The sequence below is a fragment of the Paenibacillus sp. FSL K6-2441 genome (assembly GCF_037964765.1).
In the GTDB taxonomy this organism is placed as follows: domain Bacteria; phylum Bacillota; class Bacilli; order Paenibacillales; family Paenibacillaceae; genus Fontibacillus; species Fontibacillus phoenicis.
In genome coordinates, this window is sequence record NZ_CP150174.1 from 512,300 (window position 1) to 533,433 (window position 21,134).

Consider the following 21,134-nt stretch of genomic DNA (forward strand, 5'->3'; position numbering starts at 1 on the left):
GATGATGCGAACCGCAAATCCGGGAAACCGGACGGAGCTTCAAAAGGTAGCCTACAGCTCGGGCAATCTGGCGGTAAATTTGATGTCGCAAGCTTTTGCAACCTATCTCGTCTATTATTACGTCGACGTGCTGGGCGTAAGGCCCGCCTGGATCAGCTTGGCGATGATATTTCACGGCGTGCTGAATGCCGTGCTGAACCCGCTGTTTGGCCATCTGTCCGACCGGACCCGCACCCGGTTCGGCAGACGCCTTCCCTATATCGGTTTTGGCCTGGTTCCGCTGGCCGCAGCGTTTGCGTTGCTGTGGACGCCGCCGGCGGCGGAAGGGGCGGCCTTTCCTTATTTTATAGGAACCGTAATCCTGTACGATGCTTTATTCGTCTTGGTTGTTCTGAATTACTCGGCCTTGTTCCCGGAGATGTTTCAGAGCATCAAGGACCGAGCGTATGTCTCTTCGTGGCGGCAAATGATGGGGATCGTGGGCATGATTGTAGGTGTCGCCATTCCGCCGCTCCTCTATTCACAGATCGGTTGGGGCTCCATGGGGGTTATATTTGCTGTATTGTCGGCCGTATTCCTAGCGTTATCCCTTTGGGGCAGCCGGGAACATCACGATACGGTACGTGCCACCTTCCGTTTGACCACAGCGGTTCGACATACTCTGGGAAACCGAGCGTTTGTCCTGTACGTGACCGGAAGTTTCCTGGTGCAGTTTACATTTGCGCTGCTGCCCGCCGGGATTCCGTTCTACACCAAATACGTTCTGGGCCGCGAGGAAAGCTACAACACCTTGCTGCTAGGGGGGATCTTTCTCACCGCCATTCCTTGCGTATTCCTGTGGGGACGGATCACAGCGAAATACGGCGCCCGGCAGGGGATCCTCATTGCGATGGGCTGCTATACAGCGGCGTTGCTGCCGTTCGGCTGGGTGACACAGGCAGGAGGGGCGATTGCCACCGCCGCTGCCGTCGGCATCGGATTGGCAGGGTTGCTGGTGCTGCTCGACGTCCTGTTGTCTGAGGTGATCGATGAGGATGAGCGGCGTACCGGCGCAAGACGGGAGGGCATGTACTTCGGCATGAACGGATTTATCGTGAGATGGGGAGTTTCGCTGCAGGCTGCTTGCATGGGGCTCATCCTGGAGGCGAGCGGTTACGACGCCGCATTAAACGAACAGCCGGCATCGGCCGCGATCGGCATCCGATGGATGCTTAGCGGGATACCGGCTGGAGCCTTGCTGCTGGCATGGTTATTTTTTTACTTATTCCCTTTGGGGAAGAGAACGTCGTGACCGGAGTGTATCGAGAGCCATGACGCGCATTAACTCGATTTCAGCAATCCCTCTATGGCTTCCGCGTTAAGCGGACGGCTGTAATAGTAGCCTTGAATTTGATCGCAGCCGTTTTGCTGCAGGAATTCGAACTGAGCTTTCGTCTCGACGCCCTCGGCCAGCACCGTCATGCCCAGCGATTTGCCTAACTGGATGATGGAGCGCAGCAGAGAGTTGTCGCGTTCGGAGCACGGGGTCTCCTGCACGAAGGTGCGGTCGATTTTCAGTACCTGAACCGGGAGCGATTTTAAGTAATGAATCGAGGAGTAGCCTGTCCCAAAATCGTCTACAGAGAGCGAGATGCCTTTTTGCTGCAAGGCAGTTAAGGTATCCTTGATCATCACATGATCGTTTAATAACGATTCGGTTACCTCCAGCTCCAAATACTGCGGGGCCAAACCCGTCTCGTTCAGCACTTGTTCAACGGTACGCAAGAATTGCGGATGCCGGAACTGCACTGCCGAGACATTCACCGATACCGGCAGCTTCGGATGCCCGGCATCTTGCCATCGTTTGTTCGCTTTGCACGCTTCCCGCAGGACCCATTCGCCCAATTCAACGATAAACCCATTCTCCTCGGCGATCGGAATAAAAGAGTTTGGCGGAATGTATCCCTGCACCGGATCCTTCCAACGGATCAGCGCTTCAAAGCCGGTCAGCTCTTTGGTTGAGGCATTCACCTTGGGCTGGAAGTGCAGCTCGAACTCCCCTTCCGCCAGTGCGCGGATCATTTTTTTCTCTAACGTGATTTGGGTCTTCAGCCGGTCCATCAGGTATTGATCATAGTAATGCGGGCCTTCCAGCGCTTCCTTCTTGGCTTCTTTCATCGCCATTTCCGCATGCTGCAGCAGTTGATGGATGTCGGAGCCGTCGTCCGGGTAGAGGCTGATCCCCATTCCGAAACCGACCTGGAACGCTTCGCCGGATAGGGTGTAAGGCTCTCTGAGCGCTTGGTTCAAATCTAGTGCAAGTGTATGTATGTATAATGGATCCGTTATGTTCGACACCAACACGAAAAATTCATCCGCAAAATTCCGACACATCGGGGTTCCATCCGGGAAAGAACGGCGCAGTCTTTCTGCGACTTGACGCAGCAGCTCATTGCCTTTGCTCTCGCCATGGCTTTCATTAATCAGCCGGAAACGGTTTAGGTTGATGCAAATGACGGCGGCCGTGGTATGCTCGGCTTGGGCCGAAAGCAGCTCGGCGTACATCAGTTCCTTAAAATAGTTCGAACTCATCAGGTGGGTCGCCGGATCGAAATGGGACAACTGGCGGAGCTGTTCCGTTGAAGCCTGCTGCTTCTCCACTTCCCGGGTCACGTCGAACTGAAGCCCGATGAAATAGAGAAGATGCCCCTCCGCATCCAAAATGGGACTGATGACAAACTGGTTCCAGAAGGTGCTGCCGTCCTTTTTATAGTTCTTGATCGTTACTGTAGCGGCTCCAATTTCCTTGATCGCTTTCCGAATGACGGCGAGATGTTCCTTGTTGGTCTCTTTCCCCTGAAGGAAACGGAGATTTCGGTTGAGAACTTCTTCTCGCTTGTATCCGGTAATCTTCTCAAACCCTTGATTGACATAGACCAACGGATTGTCCGGAAGATTCGGATTTGTAATGGCCAAGCCAACGCCCATCCTGTCAATGGCCTGAAGCAAGGCCGAAGCGGTGAGCATGAATTCTGGCCGGAATAGGGAGCTTATCTGGTCGTCTTCCACAATACAAAGCCTCCTCGAAATGATCCGCTGAAGAAGTAGAATAACCGACGATGTGCGTCATACGGGAGAATCCAATAAAACTTTAGCTTATGAATCCATCATACATGCGGCATGGCACCGATGGCAATCGATTTTTCCAATAAGCTGCGACGATAGACGCACATCCTTCCACCTAACTGCCAGGATTCGTAATGATAGAGAACTTGTCATTTCGAACCGGTCGGAACAGAGATTAACAGCTTAAGCAGTTGTGTCCGGTTGCTGGCCCCCACTTTTTGAAAAATGGAGCGCATATGCTTCTTAATTGTGACTTCGCTGAGAAAAAGGCGGGAGGCGATGTCACGGTTGGTCAGCCCCTCGGAGGCGAGAGCGGCAACCTCCTTCTCGCGATGGGTCAAATCCGTGCGGGCGTAAATGGCCGCCTCCGGCTTCAACTTCGGCAGACTCTCCGGGGCCGGGGAGCCATCCAAGACCATCGCTTCACAGCCTCTCGGGCGTGCCTCGTCACGCAGGCCTGGAAGGGCCGGTTCGCCGTCGTTGGCGTTGTGCTCACCGAGCAGCGAAGTGAGCATCACAGGCAAGCCGTCCGTTTGCTTCCAGATGCGCTGAATTTGGTCCGGTTCAACGATTCCGCGTCCCCGCAAAAAAGCGACAACGCTGTGATAGTCCAGGTTCTTGAGCGGCATCCGATAGATGGTATATTTCCACAGCGGGCATCCCGTCCACTTGCTGGACAACGGATTCCGGCCGGTGATGATGCTGAGGCAACGGTCCTTAATTTGCGGAATAAAAAAATCACGAAACCAATCATCCATCGTCTCCAGCAGTTCATACGTATCAATAAATAAAAGCACAGCCCCCAAATTAGCTCGTTTATTGACGGCCTCGATGGCAGCTCTGATGATAAAGTCGGGATCGGATAATGAGGGGAGGGTGTCCAACAAACCGAGCTGGAACAGGATTTGCCGGCAGATTTCTTCGGGTGTGGTTTTGATTTTCGCGGCATCAAGTGTGATTACGGCTGCGCCTTGTTTTGCGGCTTGCTTCTGAAATTCCTCAGCTAGAAAGCTTTTTCCTACACCGGAGGAGCCGTAGATGTTGATGATTCGCTCCATACTAGAATAGTGCTTTAGATATAACGAAAAGACCTCCAACTCCCACTCACGACTTACGATCCGGGATGGCCAACCAGGGTCCTGGTGCTCATGTTGTGTTAGCCTCATCGTTCTTCACCCCCCCTCGCCATTTTATCATTTATGTTATCATAGTTCAGAATATCGCTGAATTTAAAGTTGGAATAGTGACTTTTTGTATAATTATGTCGAACTATGCTTTTCCAAAGTATACTTTGGGGTAATGTCTCATTTTCTGTCGTCATGATAAATTCGATCTTGGAGAATAAGAATTTCTTCTAGGCCAAAAGGCTTAGTGAATAAACATAGATGCGCAAGCGTTCTTCATTGATAGTTGAATTTTTTCATATAAAGAGGTGATGTCATGAGACAGGTTGATGTCAGATTGCTCGAACCCGGTGATGTCTTGGCCGAGCCAATAGTGAATCAATACGGGATGACGATGCTTGGGGCGGGAACTGCATTAACGGAGAACCTTATTGCTCGTCTGAAGAAGCTGGGGATTCAAACCGCGATCGTCCGCAACAAGGAATTAGATGGTTCCTTCCAAGAGGTCGATGTGAAGAAGCAATCTTCGATGTTGAAGTTCCAAGACCTCAAGGAGAAACGCGAGGCACGAAAGGAAATCCGGCAAATGCTGGTCCGTTTGGCTGACTCCGATCTGGGATTGGGGCGCCTGTCCACTCCTCACGTGGATGAGCAGTTTCGCCGGATGTTCCGCAACATCCTGTACGATATCACCAGTCATGAGCAAGTGCTCGACGGCTTGATTCGTCTGCAGCAAAACGATCCTTACCTGCTTGATCATTCCTTTCATGTCACGGCGTATTCCGCTATTCTTGGCATCGCGGGTCAATACTCCGGTGCGGAAATGATCGACCTTTGTGTAGGTGCGTTGCTGTTTGATATCGGAATGACGGAACTGCCGTCCCACATCATCCGGCGTCCCGGCAGCTTGACCGGAGCCGATCGTGAGGCGTTGCGGCGTCATCCGGAGGCAGGCTTCCAGATCATGTGCGAGATGGAAGGTGTATCGAGGCGTTCGGCCTTATGTGCGCTGCAGCATCATGAGCGATATAACGGGACAGGCTATCCTTCCCGCCTCAAGCATCATGAAATCGATGAATACGCCCAGATCGTGGCGATTGCCGACACTTATCACGCGTTGATCTCTCGCCGGAACTACCGACTGGCCTATACTCCCGGCGAAGCGATTGAATATTTGCTCGCTGCAGGGGATCGTTATTTCAGCCTCGAATTAATTCAGAAGTATTTACGTCATATCAGTATTTACCCCCTTTCCTCCATCGTAAAACTTAGCAGCGGCCAGTTAGGCGTCGTAACCTCTTTGGATTCCAACTTGGTACACCGACCGACGGTGAAGATCATTCGGGAAGCGGACGGTTCAGAAGTAAAATCACCTTATGAAATTGATCTCATGCGCAAAACGGACTTGGTGATTACGGAAATCATGACGAGGCAGGGCTGCAGTTGTCCGCAAGAGCTTAACTCTTGACAAGATGCAAAAAAAAAGCGAGCTTAGGTGGTCCCTAAGCTCGCACTTATTTTAATAGGGTTGACTACTTGACGTCGGTTACCTCGGACTGCATCATTTCCAGCTTGCGGATTATCTCCTTTTGCCACTGGCGGTCGCCCAAATGGGCGGCAAGATTGAGCAGATCCAAGTAGTCATCGATGTCCAGCCTTGTCTTTCTGCGGGCGGCTAACAATCTCATGGGCATTCTCTCCTCTTACGCTGTTGTTCGTTGGATAAACCAGGCCAGCTCCGAATTAATAATGATAATCATTATCACATAATCCTAATTTTTATTATGCACAAATCCGTATCGCTTGTAAATAGCAGTAATACCGTTTATTTTAGATTTAAACGAAAATGGTGTATGATGGATGGCCGTAACCAAAGAGGGATAAGCTAACCTCAAACGAACACCAAGCATGAATAAACGGGGGGCGTTATGGAGACAGAATCGCTGTTAAAAGTTGAGGAATTGGCAATCAAGAAATATAAAATCTTTATGCAAAGCCATCTCCGGTATATTGCCAGAGCGATGCTGGCGAGCATGTTTATCGGGTTTGGGGTGATCGTTGCGTTCAAGAGCGGGAACTTCCTCTACCTGGAGCATTCGCCGCTGACCTATCCGATGGCCGCCGCGACCTTTGGCGCTGCGATTATCCTCATCGCATACGGGGGCGGGGATCTATTTACCGGAAATACGTTCTATTATACATACGCGGCTTTAAGAAAACGGCTGAAATGGCTGGATGTCACCAAGTTATGGGTATTCAGCTACCTCGGCAATATCCTGGGCGCAGCCGCATTCGCCTTATTGATTTACTTGACCGGCTTATTTGCCGACGCTTCGGTGAATAGTTTCCTGCTGAGCGTGGTCGAACATAAAATGACTACCCCAATCACGGAATTGTTCTTCCGCGCAATTCTTTGTAACTGGCTGGTATGTCTGGCTTTTTTCATTCCGATGGCGCTCCAAGGGGATGGGGCGAAGATGTTTGCGATGATGCTGTTCGTCTTCTGCTTCTTTATCTCCGGCTACGAACATAGTATTGCGAATATGTGCACCTTTGCCATCGCTTTGGTGCTGGACCATCCCGCCACGATCTCGTTTGGCGGCGTTCTCCACAACCTGATTCCCGTGACGCTTGGCAATTTGGTTGGCGGGGTGCTGCTGATGGGCTTTATGTACTATTTTGCCAACAAGCCGTATTTGGATGCGGAGGATGCTTCCGGTACGTCGAAATAAGTACAGGTTCAGTCAGACATCTTCTCATAGGGAGGTGTCTATGGCTGCAGGTCATTGCCGAAGGCGTGGAGACGGAGCAGCAAATGGAGCATGTGCGCCGCGCGAAATGCGATATCATTCAGGGGTACTATATCAGCAAGCCGCTTCCGGAGGCGGGGGGTGCGCGATTTGCTGCGAAGCTTCCGGCCTGATCAGATGACATAAAAATAACCCGCAGACTCGTGGAATAGAGACACGATGCTGCGGGTTATTGCTTTTTGGATCAAAGACCGGCCGTTGAGCTGCTTTCTTGCACAGGAACGGGATCCGGTTCACTCAGAAACGCAGTAATCGGCATGGAGGCGGCGCCGAGTGCTGTCGATCGGATGCCTAAGTTGGCGAAGGCGACTCCGGACTTCTTCCGGTGGTAGGATAAGCTGCGGTTCTCGATGGTGCGCAGCATCGCATCCTGGATGAGGTCACCGGCTAGCGACAGACGGTTGCCGATAACGATCAGCTCCGGATTGAGGATGTTGACCAAATTGGCCAATCCAACGCCAAGCTGGGCACCGATTTCATTCAGGAGCTCTATCGCCCGGGAATCGCCGCTGTGGGCCAGTTGAATCATCTCCTCCAAGTCGGGGTGCTTATCCCCCCACAGCTTGGCGGCCCGGTCAAGCAACGCCTTCTCCGAGGCGAGCGTCTCCCAGCAGCCGCGGTTGCCACAGCGGCAGAGCGGGCCGTTCTCGGCGATGGTCATATGACCAACCTCGCCGGAGAAATTCGACGTGCCGCGGTACAGCTCGCCGCCGACGATAATGCCGGAACCGATGCCGATGCCGATGCTGAGGTAGATCAAATTTTGGGCCTCGCGTCCGGCCCCAAAGAGCTTCTCGCCAATCGCGCCGGCATTGGCCTCGTTATCAATATGAAGATTGGCCCCGAACTCGGAGGCCAGCGGTTCGTATAATTCAACCTTGTTCCAGTCCAGGTTGGGCGCGGAGATCACCCGGCTCTTGTCGTCGACGAGCCCTGGTACGCCAATGCCGATCCCAACGATCCCGTACGGGGATTCGGGCAGCTGCTCTTTAAACTGGCGGATCGTTTGGCGAATCTGTTCCAGCACGTGTTCCGGACTGAAGTCGCTAAGCGGCACCAGTTTTTCCTGAAGCACGTGGCCCTCCAGATCAACCAGCACAGCCAGTAAATCATTGACGCGGATGTCGATGCCAATGGCATACCCGGCACTACGGTTGAAGAGCAGTAATGTCGGCTTCCGCCCGCCGCTGGATTCGCCGGGGCCGATCTCGGTAACCAGATGACTGTCGATCAACTCGGAGACGAGGGACGATACGGTCGCCTTGTTCAAGCCAATCGCAGCGGAGATATCCGCACGAGACAAGGGTTGACGCTGACGAATCGTATCCAGGACGATCGTTTTATTCATTTTTTTGATCAGCTGTTGGTCGCCTGTGATTTTCATATAAACTCCCTCGTTCTACCCAAGCCTCTCGGCATGGCAAAATTGTGTCTATACGCATCATAACATAAACGTCCCAGGTAAAATCAACAACTTTGTTAGTTTACTAGACAAACTAAGTGGAACGTGATACGATCTAGGTGTAGACGGCATGCTCGCATTAGTAAATGGGCATGCTACTTAAAATCGACAGGATGTAAAGGCTTACTTAAATTAAATCTCTGGTGGGAGGAATTCGTGGTGAGTTATTTCAAGAACATTAGCAAAATTCAGTATGAAGGCGCAGGTTCCGACAATCCGCTGGCATTTAAACATTATAACGAGAATGAAGTTGTACTCGGCAAAACAATGAAGGAGCATCTGCGTTTCGCAGTAGCTTACTGGCACACGTTGACAATGAACGGCAGCGACCCTTTTGGTCAAGGCAACATGATTCGTCCTTGGGAAACGGTAAGCGGTATGGATCTGGCGAAAGCCCGTGTAGAAGTTAACTTTGAATTCCTGGAGAAACTCGGCGCTCCGTATTTTTGCTTCCATGACGTGGACGTTGCTCCAGAAGGTGCGACCCTGAAAGAATCCAATGAAAATCTGGACGTCATCGTCGCTAAAATCAAAGAAGGCATGAAGCAAACCGGCGTGAAGCTGCTTTGGAACACAGCTAACATGTTCTCCAACCCGCGTTACGTACATGGCGCTGCAACGACTTCCAATGCTGACGTCTTCGCTTATGCTGCAGCTCAAGTGAAGAAAGGTCTGGAAACCGCTGTTGAGCTGGGCGCTGAAAACTATGTATTCTGGGGCGGCCGTGAAGGTTACGAGTCCCTGCTGAACACAGATATGGCTCTGGAACTCGACAACCTGGCGAGATTCTTCCAAATGGCCATCGATTATGCAAAAGAAATCGGCTTCAAAGGTCAATTCCTGATCGAGCCGAAACCAAAAGAGCCTACGAAACACCAATACGATTTCGATGCTGCTACGACAATTGCATTCCTGCAAAAATACGGCTTGCAAGACCACTTCAAACTGAACCTGGAAGCAAACCATGCGACGCTGGCCGGCCATACGTTTGAACACGAGCTGCGCGTAGCCCGCATCAACAACATGCTGGGTTCGATCGACGCGAACCAAGGCGATATGCTGCTCGGCTGGGATACCGACGAATTCCCAACAGACCTGTATGCCGTAACGCTGGCGATGTATGAAATCCTGAAAAACGGCGGCTTGGGCTCCGGCGGGGTGAACTTCGACGCGAAGGTAAGACGTACTTCCTTCGAACCGGAAGACCTGTTCTATGCTCATATTGCGGGTATGGACACCTTCGCGAAAGGCTTGAAAGTAGCCGGCAAAATGATCGAAGACAACTTTATCGAAAACCTGATTGAAGAACGTTATGCTAGCTTCAAATCCGGCATCGGCGCGGATATCGTGTCCGGCAAAGCAAACTTCAAAACGCTGGAAGCTTATGCTCTGGAGCACAGCCATATCGTGAACAAATCGAACCATCTCGAACTGGTGAAAGCCCGCCTGAACGAATACATTTTCGGCACGAAATAAGCGTAGAGAGACACTTGTTAAACAACCTATCCAAAAGGGGACGCCTGCCGTCCCTTTTTGTGGTATAAGGCCCCCCCTTTGGGGGACATGCGAAGGGAGAGTATCGCAATGAAGTATGTGATTGGCATCGATTTGGGGACCAGCTCGGTTAAGACGTTGCTCGTGAACCAAAACGGCGAGATCGCCGGGGAGGCGTCTGCAGCTTATCCGCTGATCCAAGAGCGTCCGGGGTACAGCGAACAAAATCCGGAGGAATGGGTCAAAGGGACGATTGCTTGTTTGCAGCAGCTGCTGAAGGAAAGCGGCGTAGCTGCCGAAGACATCGAGGGTGTCTCCTTCTCCGGTCAAATGCACGGCTTAGTGCTGCTTGATGAGCAGAACAACGTGCTGCGCAACGCGATTTTGTGGAATGATACCCGGACAACAAAGCAATGCCGTCAAATTGAAGCGAAGCTGGGCGACAAGCTGCTCGACATTACGCGCAACGCTGCGTTGGAAGGGTTTACGTTGCCAAAAATCCTTTGGGTGCAGGAGCATGAGCCGGAGTTGTTTGCCAAAGCCGCGCGTTTCGTACTGCCGAAGGATTATTTGCGTTACCGCATGACCGGCCAAGTGCAAATGGAAATCTCCGACGCGGCGGGAACGCTGCTGCTGAACGTGCCGGAAGGCAAGTGGAGCGAGGAGATCGCTGCCGCCTTCGGGCTTCCGGCTGGCTTCTGCCCGCCGATTGTGGGCAGCACCGAGTTTACCGGCACGCTGCTGCCGGAATTTGCCGCCGAGTCCGGCCTGGCGGCTGGCACGAAGGTGTTTGGCGGCGGCGCTGACAACGCCTGCGGCGCGGTTGGCGCAGGTATCGTCCGTAAAGGTGACGCGCTGTGCAGCGTGGGTACGTCTGGCGTGGTGCTGACCTACGAAGAAGACAAGAACAAGGATTTTGCCGGCAAGGTGCATTTCTTTAACCATGCGCATCCGGGCGCTTTTTACGCGATGGGCGTGACGCTGGCCGCAGGGTATTCCTTGAGCTGGTTCAAGGAATCGCTGGCGCCGGAGCTTAGCTTTGACGAGCTGCTGAAGCCGGTGGGCGACATTCCGCCGGGTTCGGAAGGGCTGCTGTTCACCCCGTATCTGGTCGGGGAACGCACGCCGCATGCGGACAGCGTCATTCGCGGCAGCTTCATCGGCTTGTCCGGCACGCATCGCCGGGAGCATCTGGCCCGCGCGGTAATGGAAGGCATCACCTTCTCGCTGCAGGAGTCGTTTGATCTGTTCGACGCGGCCGGCATCGAGGTTGAACGCGTGATTTCCATCGGCGGCGGCGCGAAGAATCCGGTCTGGCTGCAAATGCAGGCCGATATTTTCGGTAAGCCGGTTGTGGCGCTCAAGAACGAGCAAGGCCCGGCGATGGGCGCGGCGATGATGGCTGCTGTCGGCAGCGGCTGGTTCGGCAGCTTGAAAGAATGCGCCGATGCCTTCATCGGGTATGCGAAGACCTATGAGCCGATCCCGGCTAATGTGGAGAAGTACGCCCGCTTATTCAAGCTGTATCAGCAAGTTTATGCAGCAACCCGCTCGCTGAACGAAGGGCTGCAGGAATTCCGCGGATAAGCTTGCACAAGGATCTGCCCATAAACGCCTGTTCCCATGGGGAATAGGCGTTTTTCAATTTGGATATGGTGCTGCTGAGCCAAGAACTGCAAACCCATGCAGTGCCAAAGGCATGGTATAATTGACCTTGTGCGAGGAGGGAAGACATGTTCATCCGGAGCATCTATCGCAATTACTTCAAGAACAATTTGTTCATGAAGATTCTTTTGTTTTTTTCAGTCATCACCATCGTTACGATTATTACTTTTTCGTATTTGATGTTTATGTTTATGTCAGAGTCCGCGGTACAGAGACAACTGGACATTCAGAAGCGGGCAATCGAAAGTGTCAGCGATTACATTGGCAGCAAATACGAATCTGTACAGGCAATGGTACGGGGCATTTATCGTGACGAGGAGTTGGCCTCGAACACTTCTTTTTTCTTGGAGCATCCGTATCAGGATTACGTGAATTACCGCTTGGACCGTTTTTATACGGAAAATAATTCGTCAACCGACACCGTTCTGTATTTCCGTAACGTGGTCGACGACGATCCGGACATTCGCAGTTTGATGTTATATAGCGCAGATCTGCAACAGTTATATGTTTTTGGCAGCGATAAGCAATTTAAGATTATCCCTACCAATCAGGCCCGATCCTTCATCCCTGATGTGATGTATCAGGAGGAAGGCGTGAACGTGGGAGCCGCTAACATCTGGGTGCGCAAAACGGTGGGCCTGCCAGATCTCCCGATGTATTCGGTCCGCATCCCCATCAATAATAAGCAATCGCTTCGCAACATCGGGCAGCTCGACGTGTATTTCGATACCGACAAGGTATGGGGCAGCCTCGCGATGTACGAAGATGAACTCAAAGGATCCATCTTGGTGCTGTCCGCTGATGGCAGCGTATTATTTGATTCCTCCGGAACCTATTATGATCAGAAATACCCGTATGCCGAACAAATTAACTCTATGTACGATACCGGGGTGCTGGGTGAAGGGCTGATTGCCACTAAGCTGACGCAAAGCCAGGGAGGTTACACCGTACTCAGTACCGTTCCAAAAGAGGAGCTGGCCAAAACTTATCACGGACTCCGCAACACGATCTTTACCATCAGCTCCATTTGCATTTTGTTTGCGATCCTGATCCCGGCGCTGTTTATCAGCAATTTCGCCAAACGCACGCGAAATATTATTCGGTTTACCCGCAGAGTTCGCAACGGGGATCTCACCGCACGGATCGACGAGTTCCGGGAGGACGAGCTGGGGCAGATCTCCAAGAGCTTTAATGACATGCTGGACGAGCTGAATGTATACATCGACCGGGTGTTCAAAGCGGAGATTAAGCAGCAGCAAACCGAGCTCGTTGCGTTGCAGGCGCGGATCAATCCGCACTTCCTGTACAATACGCTGGAGGTTATCCGGATGCGGGCCGTTTCCCAAGGCGCGAAAGATGTGGGTGAGATGATCTACAGCTTGTCCGTCCTGTTCAAAAGCATGGTGCAGCAAAAGAAGAACTACACCCTTAAGGACGAACTGGAAGCTTGCCGATTATATCTAGAGTTGTTCCGTATCCGTTACCGGGATCGCTTTAGCTATGAGATTCAAGCCGACCCTTCGCTTCTGGGCAAAGCGATCGTCCGTTTGTCCCTGCAGCCTATCGTGGAGAACTATATCGTCCACGGCATCCAAACCGACCAAAGCGACAACCGGATTAAGATCGAGGTGCGGGAAGACGGGGATTCGCTGGTGGCCGTGGTCAAAGATAACGGGAAGGGCATCGAACCCGACCGGCTGGCGGAAATCCATCGGGAGCTGGAGCGGGAAGAAGAAACCGGGCAAATGTTTGGACTTCGCAGCGTACATTCGCGGCTTCGTTTCCTGTACGGCCCGGACTACGGAATCAAGATCGAGAGCACGCCCGGCAGCGGGACAACCATCACAGTTCGTTTTCCGAATCGGGAAGGAATGGAGGGGGAAGATGTATAAGGTATTTATCGTCGATGACGAACCGTTCATCATCGAAGGCTTATACGATATCGTGGACTGGCCGCAGTTTGGCTTGGAAATTGTCGGACACGCAGAGAACGGCCAGCAGGCGCTGGACGCCCTTGCTACGAAGCCGGTGGATGTATTAATCACGGACATCTCCATGCCGGTCATGAACGGGTTAACGCTGATTTCCGAGGCGCGGAAGCTGCACAAGGAATTGAAGGTCATTATTTTGAGCGGATTTAACGAGTTTGATTACCTCAAAGAGGGCATGAAGCTTGGCATTGAAAACTACCTGCTGAAGCCGATTAATGTTGAGGAGCTGGAATCGACGCTGCGCAACACGGTGCAGAAGCTGGACAGCGTGGATACAAACGGACTCTACGACGCCTATGATATCCAAATCCTGAAGGACAACACGCTTTACCGCTGGCTGAACGGGCAGATGGCGGCTGCGGAATTCGAGGAGCGAGCCGAGCTGCTGGGCTTGCATTTGCAGGGGCCTTATGTTGCGGTGGCGATGCTGCGCACCGAAGGCAACTCGGCCGAAGTATTTGATCGCGCTGAACGTTACCTCAAGGCGTGGCGGGGAATCACCCTATTCCACGATGTAGATGGCGATATTGGAATCGTGGCTTCCCTTCCTGCCGGGGCAGAGGAGAAGCGGACTTTTGCCGAACTGATGGAGCACCTGTCCCTGGAATTGTCAGTCATGAACCAGACGATTCAAATGGGCGTAGGTAATGTGGGACGGTTGCCTGAAGCGGCATCTCTCAGCTATAAGCAAGCCAAGCGTGCCCTTGAATATTACTTGATTTATCCGGAACGGCGGACGATGGAATACAAGCAGCTAGAGAGTACCCGCGCCGGCGGCGTATTGGAGAGCGGCTATCCGCTAGGCTGGGACGATTACGCCAAGTTGATTTTGGCGAAGGATAAGGATGGATTAAGAAAACGGATTTGCCAAGATTTCGAGCGGTTGAAGCAGACGGAGGGCATTCGTCCCGAGGATGTGCAGAATATCGCCTTGGAACTGGTGGTCCGCTTTAAAATGGAGCTTCAGCATATTAAATATACGGAAGAGACAGACTTGTTTAAGAACACGCTTCAACGTGTCCAGCGCTGTGATTCGTTTCAAGAGCTGGTCCAAAGTCTCGTAAATTTGGCGGAGGAGACGGTTGGTTCGCTTCTACAGGATGCTAAGAATCCGGTGGTGCATCAGGTGTTGAACTACATCGACTCGCATTACGCCGACGAACTGTCGCTCAAAACGCTGGGCGCGCAATACCATATTCATCCGGTGTATCTCGGGCAGTTATTTCACAAGGAGACGGGGGTGTCCTTTGCCGAGTATATTAACAAGTACCGGATCGAAAAGGCGAAGCAACAACTCAAAAATACCAATCTCAAAGTGCACGAAATCGCGCGGAGCGTGGGCTACTGGGAGATCGGTTATTTCTATAAGCAGTTCCGGAAATACGTGGGGATCTCCCCCACCGACTTTAAGGCACTGCATTAGATCGAATAGGGGAGGGTACCCTGGAGCAAGGAGATTTTTAACCACCTAAATCGGTTGGTTTTCCTTGGTTCCGGGGTATTGTCCTTTTCTTTAATTTGTACCTTAATTTTTTAAGTTTATCTTCTTTTTGTAATGGCTTTCATTCGGTAAGGTTAGGTTAGTCGAACAAAATAAAAGAGATTCAAAAGGGAGGATCAGCATGAGTAAAAGCAAAAGAAGTTTTTCTTTCGTCCTTGCCACTCTGATGGCCATGGTGCTTGTTCTGAGCGCATGCGGCGGAAGCAAGAACGCGGACAGCGGCAGCAACAGCGGAGCCGCAGCGGGCAACTCGGAGGAACCGGTTAACCTGATTTGGTACACGATCGGTACGCCTCAAAAAGACGTAGACCGCGTAATGGAAGAAGTCAGCAAGTACACCAAAGAGAAAATCAATGCAACAATTACGATGAAAATGATCGACTGGGGCGACTACGCACAAAAGATGCAAGTGAACGTCGCTTCCGGTGAACCGATGGATATCATCTTCACTTCCGCAGGTGGTTTCGACTACGTGCAAAACGCTAGAAAAGGCGCGTTCCTGCAACTGGACGAGCTGCTCGAGCAATATGGACAAGACCTGAAGAACACTATCGACCCTGCGTTCTTGGAAGGCTCCAAAGTCGACGGGCATAACTACGGGATCCCGGCGAACAAAGAACTTCCGCAACAAGAAGTATGGCGCTTCAACAAAACGTTCTTGGACAAGTATAACCTGGACATCTCGAACGTTCGTTCCTTGGAAAGCATCGAGCCATTGTTGAAAACGATTAAAGAAAATGAACCGGGCGTAACGCCGTTCGCAATGAACAAAGAATACGTTCCGTATGTTCCTTACGATTACATTATTCAAAACCTGCCGATGGCGGTAAAACTGGATACGACCGATTATAAAATCGTAAACATCCTGGAAACGCCGGAAATGCAAGAAGCTCTGAACTTGATGCACAAGTACTATAAAGCAGGTTACGTAGCTCCGGAAGCGGCTACAACTGGCTCTACCAGCGACCTGATGACTTCCGGTCAATGGTTCATGGACCGTGCACAAACCCAGCCGCTGGCGGATAACCTATGGTCTGCAAGCTACGGCTACCCTGTAGTATCTACACCGGCAAGTGACGCGATTATCACGAACACTTCCGTACAAGGTTCGATCATGGCGATCTCCGCGAACTCCGAACATCCGGAGAAAGCAATGGAATTCCTGAACCTGCTGAACACCGATCCGGTGCTGCGCAACATGGTTGACTCCGGTATCGAAGGCGTTCACTACAAGAAAATCGATGACACCCACTACGAAAACCTGGCAGAATCGAAAAACTACGACATGCCTTCGTACTCTTTGGGTAACAACATGCTCCTGTACTTGAATGCCAACGACCCAGACGACAAATGGGAGCAATTCAAGAAGTTTAACGCAGAAGGCGTGAATTCGCCAATCCTGAGCTTCAACTTCGACAGCACGAAAGTAGCTACCGAAATGGCCGCTGTACAAAACGTAAAAGAGCAATTCTGGTCCTCGTTGATGACGGGTACGGTTGATCCGGCGGAATACCTGCCAAAAGCAATCAAAAAATTCAAAGAGGCAGGCCTGGACAAGGTGATTGCTGAAGCCCAAGCTCAGCTCGATGCCTGGAGAGCTGAAAACAACAAGTAATCATTATAGAGATAGAGAGGGATCGGGCGGGTGATAGTTGCGCCCGATCCTTTTTCATTATTTTTCGACAGGAGGGGAACATCATGGCTGCATTTTTCAAAAACCTGCTTAAGAATAAAGTCATGTTATTTATGGTGTTGCCGGGTGCCGTTTGGTTTTTCTTCTTCTCGTACCTTCCGCTGGTCGGTACGATTACGGCGTTTAAGCAATACCGCTTCAGCCGTGACGGATTCTGGGCGAGTATCGCGCGGAGTGAGTGGGTAGGTTGGGAAAACTTCAAGTTCCTGTTCAGTACAAACGATGCCTTTACCATTACCCGCAACACGTTGTTATACAACCTTGCTTTTATTTTCATTGGACTCATCCTTTCCGTGGCGATGGCGATTCTGTTGTCTGAGCTGGTCGGCAAGACCATGGCCAAAGTGTATCAAACCGGGATGTTCCTGCCCTACTTCCTTTCCTGGGTTATCGTCGGCTACTTTGCGTTCAGCTTCCTGAGCATGGACCGGGGGATGATTAACCAGATTTTAGGTTGGTTTGGCGTGGAGCGAATTAACTGGTATTCGGAGCCAAAATATTGGCCTTATATTTTGATATTCGTCAACCTATGGAAAACGATCGGCTACAACAGTGTCGTTTACCTGGCTTCGATCATGGGTATCGACAAATCGCTTTATGAAGCGGCGATGATTGACGGTGCGACCAAATGGCAGCAAATCCGCAACATCACGGTTCCCCTGCTCTCCCCAATCATCATTATCATGACACTGCTGGCGGTAGGGCGGATCTTCTACGCCGACTTCGGCTTATTCTACCAAGTGCCAAGAGATTCGGGTACGCTCTATCAAGTCACGAACGTCATCGACACTTACGTATACCGCGGTCTAAAAACAACCGGGGAAATCGGCATGAGTACGGCGGCCGGTCTTTATCAATCGGTGGTAGGCTTTATTCTCGTCATGGTTTCTAACTTCATCGTGCGCAAAATGGATAAAGACAGCGCCCTATTTTAAAACAGCTGAAAGGAGTGTCAAGGTATGGCGGAGATGGCTAGAAAAAGCAAAGATTTTCATCATGTCTCTCGCGGCTGGAACGCCGTATTGCACCTGATCGCCGGTATTTTTTCGTTTATGTGTGTGTTTCCCTTTATCTTTGTTGTGATTATTTCCTTTACCGATGAGAAGACGCTGGCAACAGACGGTTACCGGCTGCTGCCGGCCAAATGGAGTCTCGAAGCTTACCGCTTCGTGTTTGAGAGCGGCGACTCTCTGCTTCGTTCGTATGGCGTAACGATCGTTGTCACGCTGGTAGGTACGATCCTTAGCTTGGCAATGATTGCGCTTTATGCTTACGCGATTTCTCGGAAGAGCTTCCGGTACCGGAGATTTTTCTCCGTATTTGCGATTGTGACCATGCTGTTTAACGGAGGGATGATTCCAACCTATATGGTGGTATCCCAGCTGATGGGTCTGAAAGATACGTTGTGGGCGCTAATTTTGCCGCTTGCAATGAATGCGTTCTACATCATGATCTTACGTACGTTTTATAGTACAAGCGTTCCTGAAGCAGTTATTGAATCGGCGCGGATTGACGGTGCCGGCGATTTCTATATTTTCCTGCGGATCGTCTTGCCGCTGTCGCTCCCAGGTCTTGCTACGATCGGCTTGTTCAGCACGCTGGGTTACTGGAACGACTGGTTTAACGCACTTCTGTATATCGACAATCCGAATTTGGTGCCGCTGCAGTCGATGCTGATGCGGATCGAATCGAGTATTGCGTTTATTCAGCAAAACTCGCAGAACACTTCGCTTAGCTTGGCCGCGATGCAATCTATTCCGCAGGACACTTCGCGGATGGCGATGGTCGTGCTGGCAACGTTGCCAATTATTTTTGCATATCCGTTCTTTCAACGGTATTTTGTACAAGGACTTACGGTAGGCGCTGTCAAAGAATAAATATAGCTTCATCCAACCTTCTCGATGCTGAAAAGTGAATTTTCTAGTTTGAATCATTTTTGAACTCTTTTGGAATCAAGGAGAAAAATGAAAGGAGCGAGGTGGAGATGTTGCTATATAAAGACAGCTCGAAGCCCATCCCGGAACGAGTAGAGCATTTGCTCGGGCTGATGACATTGGAAGAAAAGGCCGGCCAGCTGGTTCAGCCCTTCGGCTGGCAGACCTATGAGCATAAAGATGGAGAGATTAAGCTGACCGAAGCGTTTAAGGCGCAGGTGAAAAACGGCGGCGTCGGTTCGTTATACGGCGTACTGCGCGCCGATCCGTGGACGGGCGTGACGCTGGAAACCGGCTTGTCGCCGCGCGAAGGTGCGGAGGCGGTGAACGCCATCCAGCGGTACGCCATCGAGAACTCGCGCCTCGGCATCCCGATTCTGATCGGGGAAGAGTGCTCGCACGGCCATATGGCCATTGGCGCCACGGTGTTTCCGGTACCGCTGTCGCTCGGCAGCACCTGGAACGTGGAGCTGTATCGCGAGATGTGCCGGGCGGTGGCCCGGGAGACGCGCGCCCAGGGCGGCGCGGTCACGTATTCTCCAGTCCTCGACGTTGTGCGTGATCCCCGCTGGGGCCGGACCGAAGAATGCTTTGGCGAAGACGCTTATTTGATCAGCGAAATGGCCGTGGCTTCGGTCGAAGGCTTGCAAGGGGAGAGCTTGGACGGAGAGGACAGCGTGGCGGCTACGCTGAAGCACTTCGTCGGCTACGGCAGCTCCGAGGGCGGCCGAAATGCCGGCCCAGTCCATATGGGACGGCGCGAACTGCTGGAGGTCGACCTGCTGCCGTTCCGCAAGGCGGTGGAAGCCGGTGCGGCTTCGATCATGCCGGCCTACAACGAGATCGACGGCGTTCCATGTACGACCAACGAGGAATTGTTGGACGGCGTCCTGCGCGGCGAGTGGGGGTTTGACGGCATGGTCATCACTGACTGCGGCGCGATCGACATGCTCGCCTCCGGCCACGATGTGGCAGAGGACGGACGGGACGCGGCGATCCAAGCGATCCGCGCGGGCATCGATATGGAGATGTCCGGCGTGATGTTCGGCAAGCATCTGGTGGAGGCGGTACGGTCGGGACAGCTGGAGGAGGAAGTGCTCGATCGCGCGGTACGCCGCGTATTGACGCTGAAATTCCGCCTCGGGCTGTTTGAACGTCCGTACGCCGACCCAGAGCGGGCCGAGCGGGTGATTGGCAGCGCGGAACATGTGGAGCTGGCCCGGCAACTGGCCAGCGAAGGCGTTGTGCTGCTCAAGAACAAAGACGGCGTGCTGCCGCTGTCGGCGGACGCCGGTACCATCGCCGTTATCGGGCCGAACGCCGATGCGGGGTACAACCAGCTGGGCGACTACACCTCGCCACAGCCGCGGTCCAAGGTTACGACCGTGCTCGGTGGAATCCGCAGCAAGCTGGCTGAAACGCCGGAACGGGTGCTGTATGCGCCGGGCTGCCGGATCAACGGCAATTCCCGGGAAGGTTTTGACGTGGCGTTGTCTTGCTCGGAGAAGGCGGATACGGTGGTTATGGTCGTGGGTGGCTCAAGCGCACGGGACTTTGGCGAGGGGACCATTGACCTTCGCACCGGCGCTTCCAAAGTGACCGACAATGCGGAGAGCGACATGGATTGCGGCGAAGGCATTGACCGCATGAACCTCAGCTTATCCGGCGTACAGCTGGAGCTGATTCAAGAAATTCATAAATTGGGTAAGCCGCTCGTGGTGGTTTATATCAACGGACGGCCGATTGCCGAGCCGTGGATCGACGAGCACGCCGATGCGATCCTCGAAGCCTGGTATCCGGGGCAAGAAGGCGGGCATGCGATCGCCGACATCCTCTTCGGCGACGTGAATCCATCGGGACGTCTGACGATCTCGATTCCAAAGCATGTTGGACAGGTTCCGGTCTACTACCACGGCAAACGTTCGCGGGGCAAACGGTATCTGGAAGGCGATTCGCAGCCGCGTTATCCGTTTGGGTACGGACTGAGCTATACCGAATTCACCTATAACAATTTAAAGCTGGAGTCCGATACGATTAATAAGGACGGCTCAACGAAGGTGACGGTTGAAGTGACGAACGTCGGCGAACGTGCTGGTGCGGAAGTCATTCAACTGTATATTACCGATGTTGCAAGTAAGGTAACCCGGCCGGCGAAGGAGTTGAAAGGCTTCCGTAAAATATTCCTGCAACCGGGCGAGACCCAGACCGTGGAATTTACGGTCGGTCCAGAGCAGCTGCAATACATCGGCCAGAATTATAAACCGGTGGTGGAGCCGGGCGAATTCCGGGTGCACGTCGGCAAGAACGTAAATGATACGCTGAGCGCCAATCTCTTTGTGCGGGAGGATTAATTGA

At 52.3% G+C, this 21,134-nt stretch carries 16 protein-coding genes; 12 read left to right on the top strand and 4 right to left on the bottom strand.

Annotated features, from left to right (window positions below; all coding sequences use genetic code 11):
• Position 1 precedes the first annotated feature (1 nt).
• Entirely contained in the window at positions 2-1,291 is a 1,290-nt protein-coding gene (locus tag NSQ80_RS02160; RefSeq protein ID WP_009223886.1) for an MFS transporter, read from the top strand.
• Between the two features lie 29 nt (positions 1,292-1,320).
• On the opposite strand, the gene NSQ80_RS02165 is transcribed toward NSQ80_RS02160, so the two are convergent.
• Together NSQ80_RS02165 and NSQ80_RS02170 are read right to left on the bottom strand one after the other, a co-directional pair.
• Entirely contained in the window at positions 1,321-3,048 is a 1,728-nt protein-coding gene (locus NSQ80_RS02165; protein ID WP_009223887.1) for a bifunctional diguanylate cyclase/phosphodiesterase, read from the bottom strand.
• A gap of 206 nt (positions 3,049-3,254) precedes the next feature.
• Positions 3,255-4,271 carry a LuxR C-terminal-related transcriptional regulator gene (locus NSQ80_RS02170; protein WP_339301170.1) on the bottom strand — a complete coding sequence of 339 codons (1,017 nt, stop codon included), beginning with the start codon at positions 4,269-4,271 and terminating at the stop codon, positions 3,255-3,257.
• A 274-nt stretch (positions 4,272-4,545) separates the two neighbouring features.
• On the opposite strand from NSQ80_RS02170, the gene NSQ80_RS02175 reads away from it, so the two are divergent.
• Positions 4,546-5,697 carry an HD domain-containing phosphohydrolase gene (locus NSQ80_RS02175; RefSeq protein ID WP_339301172.1) on the top strand — a complete coding sequence of 384 codons (1,152 nt, stop codon included), beginning with the start codon at positions 4,546-4,548 and terminating at the stop codon, positions 5,695-5,697.
• Positions 5,698-5,761: 64 nt separating this feature from the next.
• Here the strand turns inward: NSQ80_RS02175 and NSQ80_RS02180 are convergent, their stop codons facing one another.
• A complete protein-coding gene (locus NSQ80_RS02180; RefSeq protein ID WP_198136168.1) occupies positions 5,762-5,917 on the bottom strand; it encodes a hypothetical protein in 156 nt (51 codons plus the stop codon).
• Positions 5,918-6,157: 240 nt separating this feature from the next.
• On the opposite strand from NSQ80_RS02180, the gene NSQ80_RS02185 reads away from it, so the two are divergent.
• On the top strand, positions 6,158-6,961 hold the full coding sequence (locus NSQ80_RS02185) for a formate/nitrite transporter family protein (RefSeq protein ID WP_323078766.1): 804 nt from the start codon (positions 6,158-6,160) through the stop codon (positions 6,959-6,961).
• Between the two features lie 53 nt (positions 6,962-7,014).
• Positions 7,015-7,152, top strand: a complete 138-nt coding sequence (locus NSQ80_RS02190; RefSeq protein WP_260071538.1) for an EAL domain-containing protein — start codon at positions 7,015-7,017, stop codon at positions 7,150-7,152.
• A gap of 71 nt (positions 7,153-7,223) precedes the next feature.
• On the opposite strand, the gene NSQ80_RS02195 is transcribed toward NSQ80_RS02190, so the two are convergent.
• On the bottom strand, positions 7,224-8,423 hold the full coding sequence (locus NSQ80_RS02195; protein WP_009223893.1) for an ROK family protein: 1,200 nt from the start codon (positions 8,421-8,423) through the stop codon (positions 7,224-7,226).
• Between the two features lie 237 nt (positions 8,424-8,660).
• Here NSQ80_RS02195 and xylA point away from each other — a divergent pair, with 237 nt between their 5' ends.
• The 8 genes from xylA (at position 8,661) to NSQ80_RS02235 (ending at position 21,130) form a co-directional block, all read left to right on the top strand.
• Positions 8,661-9,977 carry a xylose isomerase gene (gene xylA, locus NSQ80_RS02200; protein ID WP_036644393.1) on the top strand — a complete coding sequence of 439 codons (1,317 nt, stop codon included), beginning with the start codon at positions 8,661-8,663 and terminating at the stop codon, positions 9,975-9,977.
• A gap of 108 nt (positions 9,978-10,085) precedes the next feature.
• Positions 10,086-11,582 (top strand): xylulokinase, encoded by a 1,497-nt coding sequence (gene xylB / locus NSQ80_RS02205; RefSeq protein ID WP_260071531.1) that lies wholly within the window; start codon positions 10,086-10,088, stop codon positions 11,580-11,582.
• A gap of 146 nt (positions 11,583-11,728) precedes the next feature.
• Positions 11,729-13,552, top strand: a complete 1,824-nt coding sequence (locus tag NSQ80_RS02210; protein ID WP_339301175.1) for a sensor histidine kinase — start codon at positions 11,729-11,731, stop codon at positions 13,550-13,552.
• On the top strand, positions 13,545-15,074 hold the full coding sequence (locus tag NSQ80_RS02215) for a response regulator transcription factor (RefSeq protein ID WP_260071533.1): 1,530 nt from the start codon (positions 13,545-13,547) through the stop codon (positions 15,072-15,074). Before NSQ80_RS02210 ends, NSQ80_RS02215 begins: the two co-directional genes overlap by 8 nt.
• A 199-nt stretch (positions 15,075-15,273) precedes the next feature.
• Positions 15,274-16,767, top strand: coding sequence for an ABC transporter substrate-binding protein (locus NSQ80_RS02220; RefSeq protein WP_009223898.1), 1,494 nt, complete (start codon positions 15,274-15,276; stop codon positions 16,765-16,767).
• A gap of 83 nt (positions 16,768-16,850) precedes the next feature.
• Entirely contained in the window at positions 16,851-17,780 is a 930-nt protein-coding gene (locus NSQ80_RS02225) for an ABC transporter permease subunit (protein WP_009223899.1), read from the top strand.
• Positions 17,781-17,804: 24 nt separating this feature from the next.
• Positions 17,805-18,722 (top strand): carbohydrate ABC transporter permease, encoded by a 918-nt coding sequence (locus tag NSQ80_RS02230; protein WP_009223900.1) that lies wholly within the window; start codon positions 17,805-17,807, stop codon positions 18,720-18,722.
• Positions 18,723-18,829: 107 nt separating this feature from the next.
• A complete protein-coding gene (locus NSQ80_RS02235) occupies positions 18,830-21,130 on the top strand; it encodes a glycoside hydrolase family 3 N-terminal domain-containing protein (RefSeq protein WP_339301177.1) in 2,301 nt (766 codons plus the stop codon).
• Positions 21,131-21,134 lie beyond the last annotated feature (4 nt).